This is a genomic window from Telmatocola sphagniphila (assembly GCF_018398935.1).
Taxonomy (GTDB): Bacteria; Planctomycetota; Planctomycetia; order Gemmatales; family Gemmataceae; genus Telmatocola; species Telmatocola sphagniphila.
Genome location: NZ_CP074694.1, coordinates 3,339,825 through 3,350,566 on the forward strand (window position 1 = coordinate 3,339,825; position 10,742 = coordinate 3,350,566).

The following is a 10,742-nucleotide window of genomic DNA, read 5'->3' on the forward strand; positions in this document are numbered from 1 at the left end:
TTTTCAACTGCGGTAAAACTTGTTTGCCAGCAAGTTTTCGAAGGCCATGAAGAGAAGTAAGAGAACCATCAGGAATGGAAACAGTTCCACGGGTTGAGTCATGTTTCCTTTTAGAATTTCCCGAAGTTTAAATTGCTTACCGACTGGGGTAATGCCCTCTTTGCCAAAAATCGGTTCGATGGCTTCGACGGGCACCCTTTCCAGCCGACTTTCTTCCGGCGGAATATTTAAACTGAAGCCGTCGACCCAAGTTTTATCCTCGCTCGAAAGTGAATAATTCCCAGGAGTTACCGTCTTTTCTGCAGGTAGCCGAAAGTAATTTTCTTTCGGGTCACGAGTAATTTGGGAATCGGTATTGCTCACATCCGGCCCGGAGAGATAAAAAGGTTTGGCATTCCTGCTCGGTTCCGTCGGCCATCGCACCACCGCCATCTGCCCGGTGTAGTAATTCACCTTCTCGAAGTTTTCGTTCTCTCCCACCAAGTATCGCATAGTCAAGGTGGATAAGACCAAGTGGAACGAGGTTTGCGAATAATTGTCGTAGAGATCGAACTGTTGATTGGCCGTGCCGGAGGTCTGCCGAGCGTTGAAAGTCATGGCGTACATCATCACCAGTCCGCGTCGAACGCCCGTCCCGACGGCACGTTCCAGAATCGCCGGATTGCCGCCTTCGCTATTCGCCCCGTCCGCAAAGCGGGCCACAATCGTTTGATTATTTAGTGGCTGCACCTGCCAATAACGTTTGACGAGAGGTGGCGTTTTAACGAAGTTGATTCCGGGATCTTTCCGCCAGTCTTTGAATGGGGCTAGAAGCGGATGCTCGTAACGCATACCGGCCCAATCCCAACCGATATCCATTTCCGGCCGTTCGATCCATTTCTCGAACGTTCCAGGCAGAATGCTTTGTGCCACGATGTTGTTGTAAGCAAGTTTATCCTGCTCCGAACCATCAGGGAAAATGAGAACCCGACCTCCCTGCTCCAGATAACTTTTCAACGAGTTCCAGAGTTTCTCCGAGGGACTCTTGAGTCCACACAGGATCACGGCTTCGTAGCGAGCCATTTCACTTTCGGGTGTCTGCCAAACGTCGACATTCTCACTCAGAACCAGATCGGAGGAAACCGATCGTACCGAACCGAAAGCTCGAATGTAGTGGTAGAGATCGAGTTCCTTTCGGAAGGGATTCGCTTCGAGATCGGCCTTGATCAGCTCGGTCGCCCCCCCTCCGAGTGCTCCAATCCGGGCGCTGCCATCGGCTATTGCCAGTACTTTTCGGGGCTCTCGAACACTGAAGGTGAGATAGCGGATATTATCGAACGGCAGAGCATCGGCGGTTTCCAATTTGATTTCGGCCGTGTGAAGTCCTTCCTTGATCCGGGATCGGCGAAACTCAATGGTTTTCTGCTCGCCCGCCTGGAGGTTGATAGGCTTCTTTTCGGTTTCATTCTCGGCATCGAACCGGCAGGAGATGATGTTCTCCGCAGCCTGGCCCGTGGCTTCCACAACGACACGAATAATAGCCTCGTCGCGGGGATCCAGCATCGCGGATTCCATACTCACGTCGCGGATGGCCATGTTGACCGGCTTGTCTATACCCACATCGAGATAGATCTGGAAGACTTCCGGTGGCGGGATTTTTTCGCGGAGCGATTTCAGATCGTCCACTCGTGAGGCGTCCCAGCTCGGCCCCTCTCGATCGGACAAAACCACTAACAATCTCGGCAACGGACCACTATCGGTCGGGGTTGTGGTATCGAGTCGAGCAAACAAACCGTAGGCTTGTTCGACACCTCGGGAGACAGTCTGACTATTGCCACGTGTTTTTTTGATACTTTGAATTTTCTTCCGGGCATCGAATGCGGTGGGCGACCAGTCGACCAGGCGCTCCGAAGTATCGATGATCGCCACCTTGCTGTTGGGGGGCAATTCATCCAGAAGCTCCATCGCCCGACCACGAGCTTCATCGAGCATCGTCCAGGAGCCAGTAGTCGTTTCTTCGAGAAGTTTCAGGCCACGCTGCTGGGCTTCGGTCAGCCCCGACCTTTCGGCCAGAATATAACCCATGCTGGCAGAAGTATCGAGGACTATGACGGCCGCAACTGGTTGTTCGCCTCGGATATTGAAACGATTACTTAACAAAGTGGGCTGAAATAGGGCTAAGGCCGTCAGACCGATCAGAAGCATACGCATCGCCAGCAACAACCAGTGCCGGAGCCTGATTTTTCGTTCGTTGATCCGCCGTTTCATTTTGAGGAAACGGAAGGTTGGCAGCGGTTGGCGTTTCGGCTCCTGCCGCATGATCAGGTGCAGCAGGATGGGCATACCGATCAGTGCCGCACCGGTGAAGAGAATCGCGTGCATACTATTAGTCTAACTTCCGGGGAGACAATTGGCACGACCTTTCGGCAGGAAGCGGATTTTGCTCTTGTAACACCCGCATAAATCAGATCGATCAAATCCGAATCTGTTTATTTCGGTTTGTCGTCCTAAAATATCGTCAATTCGCCGGGAGCCTTCCTCTGATGACTGTGTCTGCTAAGCCCATTAAAAAGCTACTCGTTGCAAATCGCAGTGAAATAGCCATCCGTGTTTTTCGTTCGGCGCACGAGCTCGCGATCCGAACCGTTGCTATCTATTCGCACGAAGATCGATTCTCTTTGCATCGATTCAAGGCGGATGAAGCCTATCTGGTGGGTAAAGCCGGTGAGCCGATCCGGGCCTACCTGGATATCCCGGGGATCATCCAACTCGCCAAATCGATTGGCGTCGATGCCATCCATCCGGGCTATGGCTTCCTCTCCGAGAATGCCGCTTTCGCCCGGGCCTGCCAGGAAGCGGGCATTATTTTCGTCGGCCCGAATCCCAAAATTCTGGATTCCCTGGGCGATAAAGTCGCCGCCCGCAAGATTGCGCAACTGGCCAAGGTGCCAGTCCTGACTGGGAGTTCTCAACCGGTTTCCGATAACGAGGAGGCCAAGAAGATTGCCGAAAGTATCGGCTATCCGGTAATGATCAAGGCTTCGATGGGCGGCGGCGGTCGTGGCATGCGGCCGGTTCTGACGCCGGATCAGTTGGTGCCCAACCTCGAGTCGGCTCGACGCGAAGCGGGGAATGCTTTCGGCGTCCCAGATGTTTTCCTCGAAAAATTTGTGCGTCGGGCGCGGCACATTGAAGTGCAACTACTCGGCGACAATCATGGTAATCTGGTTCATCTCTACGAACGGGATTGCTCGCTACAGCGCCGGCATCAAAAGATCGTCGAGTTGGCTCCCGCCCCGAATCTTTCCGCACCGCTGCGCCAGAGAATTCTCGATGCGGCCCTGGCGGTCGGACGAGCTGTCGACATGAACAACGCCGGGACGGTCGAATTTCTGGTCGATGCCGATACCGACGAATTCTATTTCATTGAAGTCAATCCTCGCATTCAGGTCGAGCACACGGTTACGGAAGCCGTGACCGGCTATGATCTGGTGAAATCCCAGATATTAGTCGCTCAAGGGTTGCCCTTGTCCGATCCGGAAATCGGCCTGGGAGATCAGGAAAAGATCACCACGCGCGGATTTGCAATTCAGTGTCGCGTCACTACCGAGGACCCTGCGAATGGGTTTACCCCCGATTACGGCCGGTTGTCCCACTATCGCAGTGCCGGCGGCAACGGTATCCGCCTTGATGCCGGGACTGCCTTCAGCGGTGCAGTCATCACCCCGTTCTACGATTCGATGCTGGTGAAAGTGACCGCGAGTGGCATCCGTTTTCTGGATGCGGCACGTCGTGTCGAACGATGCCTTCAGGAATTCCGCATTCGCGGCGTAAAAACCAACATTCCTTTTCTGTTGAATCTCGTTACCCATCCGGCATTTCTGGAAGGAAAATGCACGACTCGATTCCTCGATGAAACCCCGGAACTTTTCCAGTTCAGTGCTCGGAAAGACCGCGCCAGCAAAATCCTCAATTATATCGCTGACATCATCGTCAACGGCCATCCCGAAGCAGGCCGTGGCAATCTGAAATTGCCACTGGTTCCCAAAGTCCCGGGTGTGGTAGTGAAAAGCGATACTCCCATTCCGGCGGGCTCGCGAGATAAGTTCCGGGAACTTGGTCCGGAGAAGTTTTCGAAGTGGATTCGGGATCAAAAGCCCATTTTGATTACCGATACGACCATGCGGGATGCTCATCAGTCGCTGTTCGCCACCCGCATGCGAACGTTCGACATGCTGGCCATCGCCGATCGCTATGCTCATGTTCATTCCAATTTTTTCTCCTTGGAATGCTGGGGAGGCGCGACCTTCGACACCTCCATGCGCTTTCTCAAGGAATCCCCTTGGGAACGGTTGGCGAAGCTTCGGGAGAAAGTGCCCAACATTCTGTTCCAGATGCTACTGCGGGCGGCCAATGCTGTGGGCTATACGAACTATCCGGACAATGTCGTCGCCGCTTTTGTCAAAGAATCGGCTCAGGCGGGCGTGGATGTCTTCCGCATCTTTGATTCGTTGAACTGGGTTCCCAATATGCGCACCGCGATTGAATCGGTGCGTAATGCCGGAGCCATCTGCGAAGCGGCCATTTGCTATACCGGCGATATCCTCGATCCCAAACGGGACAAATATGGCCTCGATTATTATGTCAAGCTGGCCAAAGAGCTGGAAAAACTCGGGAATAACATCCTGGCCATTAAGGATATGGCCGGCCTGCTTAAACCATATGCAGCTCGCAAACTAGTTCAGGCGTTAAGGCAGGAAATCAGCATTCCGATTCACTTCCACACACACGACACCGCAGGTGGCCAAATCGCCTCCTATCTGATGGCGGTAGAGGAAGGTGTGGACATCGTGGACTGTGCCTTCGCTTCGATGGCCGGATTGACCAGTCAACCCAGTCTGAACGCGTTTATTGAGGCAGTACGATTCACGGATCGCGACCCGCATTACAACTTCGACGAATTGCAGACCACGGCCAACTATTGGGAAGAAGTTCGCAAGTACTACACTCCGTTCGAAACGGCTCAAAAAGCGGCCTCCTCCGAAGTTTATTTGCACGAGATGCCCGGTGGGCAGTACGCAAACCTCTACCAGCAGGCGAATTCGCTGGGAGTGGGAGATCGTTGGTACGAAGTCGGCAAAATGTACGCCGCAGTCAACCAGATGTTCGGTGATATCGTCAAAGTAACCCCCTCCTCCAAGGTGGTCGGCGACATGACCCTGTTCATGCTCGCCAACAATCTGACCCCGGAAATGGTCCTGAGCGGCACTAAGGAAATCGCTTTTCCGGAAAGCGTCGTCGAATTCTTTGAAGGCCGGCTGGGGCAGCCCCCAGGTGGTTTCCCGCCCGAATTGCAGAAGCGGATTCTCCGTGGCCGTAAACCTATGACCGATCGACCCGGGGCAACTCTGGCCTCCATCGATCTGGAGAAAACGAAGACCGATCTGGCCGCCAAGTTGAAAATTCCAATCGGGGATCGCGAACTGATGAGTTCGTTGATGTACCCCAAGGTTTACGCCGATTATGTCGAGCATCAGAAAAAGCATTCCGACACCAGCATCCTGCCGACCAAAGTCTTTTTCTATGGCATGGATAAAGGGGAAGAGATCAGCGTCGATATCGAACGGGGCAAAACCTTAATCCTCCGCTACCAAGCTCTCGGTGATGTCCAGGACGATGGCCGACGGCAGGTTTTCTTCGAACTCAACGGTCAACCCCGCGAAGTGACTGTTTTCGACCGTTCCGTCGGTGCGGGATCTACCCGGGCCAAACCGAAGGCCGACAGTAACAACCCCCTGCAAATTGGCTCTCCCATGCCGGGGGCGGTCGTCCAGGTCGCGGTGAAAGTGGGCGAGACTGTCATCAAGGGACAGAAGCTGCTCACTTTGGAAGCGATGAAGATGGAAACCACGCTCTATGCTGAACGGCCCGGCACTATCGCTGAAGTTTTGACCAAGCCGGGCACACAAGTAGAGGGAGGCGATCTGCTCATTCGATTCGAAAATTGACTTCTTCCCGCCAGGACTCTCACCTAAATCGCCCCCTATTTTCTCTCCGGAGTGTATCTCATGCGAACGACTCGTTACCTGTTGATCCCGGTGCTACTTCTCTTCTGGCTACCGGCGGCCAAATCCCAGGAATTCTTCTTAAAGCCCAAAGACCGAGTGGTCATGATCGGCGACAGCATCACCGAACAGCACCTCTACAGCAACTATGTCGAAATGTGGGTGGTCACCCGTTTTCCCAAATGGGATTTGACTTTCCGCAACGTCGGCATCGGTGGAGATACCAGTCGAGGCGGCAATTCCCGTTTCAATAGGGATGTCGTTTCGAATAAGCCCACGGCCATGACGGTCGATTTCGGGATGAACGATGGCGGATACCGCGCCTTCGAAGAAAATGGCTTCAAAGCTTACATGGGCGGCCTCGAAGGCATGGCCAAGCAGGCGGCCGCGGCGAATATCCGCTCGGCCTGGGTAACTCCGCAACCCTTGGATACAGGCGACCAGGGAGCCACCGCCCTCACCAATTATAACCTTACCCTCGAAAAGTATTCCGAAGGTGTAAAAACCACCGCTGAAAAGTATCACGGAGTATTCGTAGATCAGTTCCATCCTTACCTGAGCGTGTTAGACAAAGCCCGCGCGGCTGGCCCCAAGTACGACCGCATTACCTCGGGCGATGCCGTGCATCCCGGTCCCCCCGGTCAAGCCTTAATGGCCGCTTCGATTCTCAAAGGACTCCATTTCCCGAAGACTGTTGCAAAAGTTTGTATCGATGCTTCCGCGGCCAGCCTCGCCAGCTGCGAAAATACCAAAGTGAGCAATTTGAAAAAAGAAGGCGAAGCGATCAAGTTCGATCAACTGGACGAAGCATTGCCCTTCTTTCCGGAGGACGCACGAAGCATACTAAAATGGACGCCCATTCTGGAGGATCTGAACGATTACAATTTGAAAGTGACGGGTTTGAAGGCCGGCAAATACGAGATCAAGCTCGGTGGCAAGAAAGTCGCGGAAGTTACTGCGGACGACTTGGCGACTGGAGTTAACCTGGCCGATGCGATTCTCAAGTCGGGGCCGATAGCCGATCAGGTCAAGGCCGTGCGAAAGGCCGTGGAAGCCAAGAACCGCGAGTATCACGACCGAATTTTCCGGGGAATTATTCTCGCGGGCGGCGTACCCGACTGGTTGGGTATCTCGGCCGAGGAAGTTGAAACTCGACGCAAAGCGGCAATTGAGAAGCGAATGGCCAAAGTCGTGGAACTCGACGGTGAAGTTCGCAAAACCCTAGAAATCAAGCCTCACACTGTAGAAATCAGTCCAATTCAGTAATCGGAACGCAGCGAATCAATTTTTAGCTCCCTGGGATCAGGGAGCTTTTTTTCGACCATCTGATTCCCTGAGATATCACCCAAACCAAAAACAACGCCGAAGCGTGAGCCTGAGGCGAGAGGATATTCATGCACGGAGAAACGTCGGGCAGATTACCCGTAGCTTTTCGGAAGAGATACAATGTTGCTGATTACGATCCGGGTGGCGAGCCAAAGGGCAATAGCAGAGCGTCCGGGATCGCATCGCCAAATCATGCAGCCGTTCTTTCCTTCTTACGGATCGGAGTTGCGGCTTCCTTGGTACTGGCACTAGATTCCGAAGTTTCGCGCACCACGTAAATGGGCCGTCCCAGAATCTGTTCGTGAATTCGCGCCAAATACTCGCTAAACGCCATCAGCGAGACCCATATGCCCGTAGCGGCGGTGTGCATTCCAACGATCAGGGTCAAAGCCAGCCAGCCTCCCGATTGAGGTCGCCAGATAAACCAGGCGCTCAACGAAGCGAGGAAGCTGAAGGCAATCAGGGCCGAGGAAAAGAGCAGAGCGGCATGCAAAGGAACGCGAGAGAATGAAAGCAGGCCATCACGGGCCAAGCGAACCATCCGTAAAATTGAATATTTGGTACTACCCGCCGCTCGACCAGGCACGTCAAAGCTGACTTCATCCGGGGGAAATCCGAGCCAATGAATCATGCCGCGCAGGTAGCGCAATCTTTCGGGCATGTTCAGTAGAGCTTCGACGGCCTTCCGGGACAATAAACGATATTCCGAAACCGTGGGACGGAGTTCCATGCCGCTGCACCAGCGCATGGTCTTATGGAACAGGAAGGAAGAATAGCGTTTGAAGAAACCCAGGGACAGACTTTCCTGCCGAATCCCCAGAACGACATCCGCGCCTTTTTGCCATTTCTCGAGCATCTGAGGAATCATAATTGGCGGATGCTGCAGATCCGAATCCATCGTGATGATGGCATCGCCGCGGCCATTTTCGAAACCGGCGGTCATGGCCGCCTGTTGGCCGAAGTTCCGGCTGAAGCGAATGAATCGGACGCGCGAATCCTTCTCGGCGAAAAGATGCAACAAATCGGGAGTGGCATCTCGCGAGCCGTCATCGACGTAGATGATTTCGTAGTCGAACTGGCCGGTTAAGGTATTCAATACCCGAGTCAACTCGGTATGGAATAACGGCAGTACATCCTGTTCGTTGAAGACAGGTGCAACGACTGTAATCAGCGGCAATGTATCGGACATCCCTATCCCCAAGTATCCGCCGTTCAGGCTGCCATCGCAGAGGGCCGAACGGGTTGGAAACCCGCTTGAGTAAATGCATCTCTAAAAGACGGGGCTTTCAGAAGAAGATGTTCACGCGTCCTGCGTACCAATCCGTCTTCTGCACAGTCCCGATTCAACAGCGTTTCATCGCGAAAACCGGGATGACAACAGATCTCCAGGCTGCCATCCGGTCCGACATGTTCGAACCAGCGTACCCAGAATTCATCGTCATTCACGTGCGCGGGATCGGTCACTCCCGCAATCCAATCGCAACCCGGATAGCCAATCGAAGAAGCCCGCCGAGCAACCCTTCGACCAAACGAGGCCAGTACCGCACGCTTGACCCGAGCTCCGGGAACCCGCATCAAAGATGTCCCATGCTCTACGACTCGGCGAATGTAAGGCCTCGGATTCTGATCCTTCAGCACCTCGAATAGAACGGCGTCGATATTCGGAAAGATCGTTACGTGCTGATGGCTGTTCACCACTCGCGGTACGTAGCCCATCAATTCCTGAAATCGATCGTACTGAGCCTTAAGTTCCCGATACACCTCTGCCATATTGATCAGGCCCAGCGACAACTTCCCCAGAAACACTGATAAGGGCCAGAACGAACCGTCCTTTCGTACCAGCGTGGGAACGTGTTCTGCCAGACTTACTGGCGAGTCTAACGTGAGATTGGGATGCCAGCCGAGATCGACTTCGGGCGCGGTATCAATCCACTCCGCGGCGGCTGCCGCCGCAAAGGGAGTGTTGACAATCATAACGCTGCCCGTGATAATCCGCAGACAGGCCAGTTCCAGGATGCCACGGGAGGTCGCAGGTCCCATCCCGTAATCATCGGCCACAATCGTTAGAGCTCGCTGCATAGATCCTCTGCCCAGAATTTTAATTTCAAGAGGTTAGATCGGACGCCCAAGCTTGTCAATCCAGCGTATTCTGAACGAATGGGGATTCCAGGGCGTTTATAAAAACCAACTAATAAATTGGTAAAATGCTCCGATTTTACCACCTGAATATGAATAAAATTTTATACGATGCGGCGATTATCGGACTGGGCGCCATGGGGTTGGCTACGGCAGGCGAATTATCGCGTCGGGGTCTCAAAGTCATCGGGATGGAACAATTTACAATCCCTAACGACCAGGGTAGCTCGCACGGCAAAACCCGTATTATCCGTAAAGCTTACTACGAACACCCGGATTACGTTCCCCTAGCCGACCGAGCATTTCATCTCTGGCGCGATCTCGAACGGGAGTCCAGCCAATCGCTTTTACTCGATTCGCACTGTCTGAGCATTGGTCCGAATGGTAGTTCCGTAGTAGAAGGAGTTCGTGAATCCTGCCGCGAACATCATCTCCCGATCGAATCTCTCTCGTCGGGTCAACTTCAGCAACGTTATCCTGCGTTCCAGTTCGATAGCCGTTTTGAAGCGGTGGCGGAAATGGATGCGGGCATTCTTCGAGTTGAAGAGTGTCTGATAGCTCTGGCGAATTCGGCTCGCAAAATGGGCGCCGATCTTCATGAGAATGAAACGGTCAAAAGTTGGGAGCGGGTGGGTCCTCAAATCCTCATTCAGACGAATCGAGGCGAATATCGCGTTAAGAAGTTGATCCTCACGGCGGGCCCCTGGTCTAGCTCGGTGCTGAAAAAACTTGCCATTCCGCTCAAGCTCATGCGTCAGACAACCACCTGGTTGAAAACGGGAACGCTACCTGGCCTTGAAAGAGGGGAATTTCCGATCTTTCTAGCCGATACACCCACCGGTTGCTTTTATGGCATTCCCTCGATTTCCGGTCAGGGACTGAAAATCGCCCAGCACTATGGGGCACCCGAAGTGAATAGCCCAGAGGAGATTGAGCGAGAATATTCCGCAGCGGACGCCGTTCCGGTTCGCGATTTTCTGAAGAGTTATCTGCCTCATGTGAATTGCGAAATTGCGGAAGGGACAGTCTGCATCTATACGCTTTCACCCGATCGACATTTCATTATTGATCGCTATCCTACGGATGAGGATGTTTGCTTTGCCGCGGGATTTTCCGGGCACGGGTTCAAATTCGCTCCCGTGATCGGGGAGCTTCTCGCCGATCTCGTTGAGGCGAAAGATTTCCGCTTTAAAACCGATCTTTTCCAATTAGCTCGTTTTAAAAAATAGCTTCGAC

At 53.5% G+C, this 10,742-nt stretch carries 6 protein-coding genes; 3 read left to right on the forward strand and 3 right to left on the reverse strand.

The features are described from left to right. Nucleotides 1–3 precede the first annotated feature (3 nt). Nucleotides 4–2,361: a vWA domain-containing protein gene (locus tag KIH39_RS13255; RefSeq protein WP_213493721.1), complete on the reverse strand. Its 2,358-nt coding sequence runs from the start codon at nucleotides 2,359–2,361 to the stop codon at nucleotides 4–6. Nucleotides 2,362–2,522: 161 nt separating this feature from the next. Here KIH39_RS13255 and KIH39_RS13260 point away from each other — a divergent pair, with 161 nt between their 5' ends. Continuing rightward, complete coding sequence (locus tag KIH39_RS13260; protein ID WP_213493722.1) at nucleotides 2,523–5,987, forward strand: pyruvate carboxylase; 3,465 nt, start codon at nucleotides 2,523–2,525, stop codon at nucleotides 5,985–5,987. Between the two features lie 60 nt (nucleotides 5,988–6,047). Beyond that, nucleotides 6,048–7,310, forward strand: coding sequence for an SGNH/GDSL hydrolase family protein (locus KIH39_RS13265; RefSeq protein ID WP_213493723.1), 1,263 nt, complete (start codon nucleotides 6,048–6,050; stop codon nucleotides 7,308–7,310). 250 nt (nucleotides 7,311–7,560) lie between these two features. On the opposite strand, the gene KIH39_RS13270 is transcribed toward KIH39_RS13265, so the two are convergent. Next, nucleotides 7,561–8,559: a glycosyltransferase family 2 protein gene (locus KIH39_RS13270; RefSeq protein ID WP_213493724.1), complete on the reverse strand. Its 999-nt coding sequence runs from the start codon at nucleotides 8,557–8,559 to the stop codon at nucleotides 7,561–7,563. Between the two features lie 23 nt (nucleotides 8,560–8,582). After that, nucleotides 8,583–9,449, reverse strand: coding sequence for a carbohydrate deacetylase (locus tag KIH39_RS13275; protein WP_213493725.1), 867 nt, complete (start codon nucleotides 9,447–9,449; stop codon nucleotides 8,583–8,585). A gap of 149 nt (nucleotides 9,450–9,598) precedes the next feature. Between KIH39_RS13275 and solA the strand changes: the two genes are divergently transcribed. After that, nucleotides 9,599–10,735: an N-methyl-L-tryptophan oxidase gene (gene solA, locus KIH39_RS13280; RefSeq protein ID WP_213493726.1), complete on the forward strand. Its 1,137-nt coding sequence runs from the start codon at nucleotides 9,599–9,601 to the stop codon at nucleotides 10,733–10,735. Nucleotides 10,736–10,742: the final 7 nt, after the last annotated feature.

Excerpts from the sequence above, each read along its gene's own strand:
- KIH39_RS13255 (WP_213493721.1), bottom strand. The coding sequence starts at position 2,361 with ATGCACGCGATTCTCTTCACCGGTGCGGCACTGATCGGTATGCCCATC.
- KIH39_RS13260 (WP_213493722.1), top strand. The coding sequence starts at position 2,523 with ATGACTGTGTCTGCTAAGCCCATTAAAAAGCTACTCGTTGCAAATCGC.
- KIH39_RS13265 (WP_213493723.1), top strand. The coding sequence starts at position 6,048 with ATGCGAACGACTCGTTACCTGTTGATCCCGGTGCTACTTCTCTTCTGG.
- KIH39_RS13270 (WP_213493724.1), bottom strand. The coding sequence starts at position 8,559 with ATGTCCGATACATTGCCGCTGATTACAGTCGTTGCACCTGTCTTCAAC.
- KIH39_RS13275 (WP_213493725.1), bottom strand. The coding sequence starts at position 9,449 with ATGCAGCGAGCTCTAACGATTGTGGCCGATGATTACGGGATGGGACCT.
- solA (WP_213493726.1), top strand. The coding sequence starts at position 9,599 with ATGAATAAAATTTTATACGATGCGGCGATTATCGGACTGGGCGCCATG.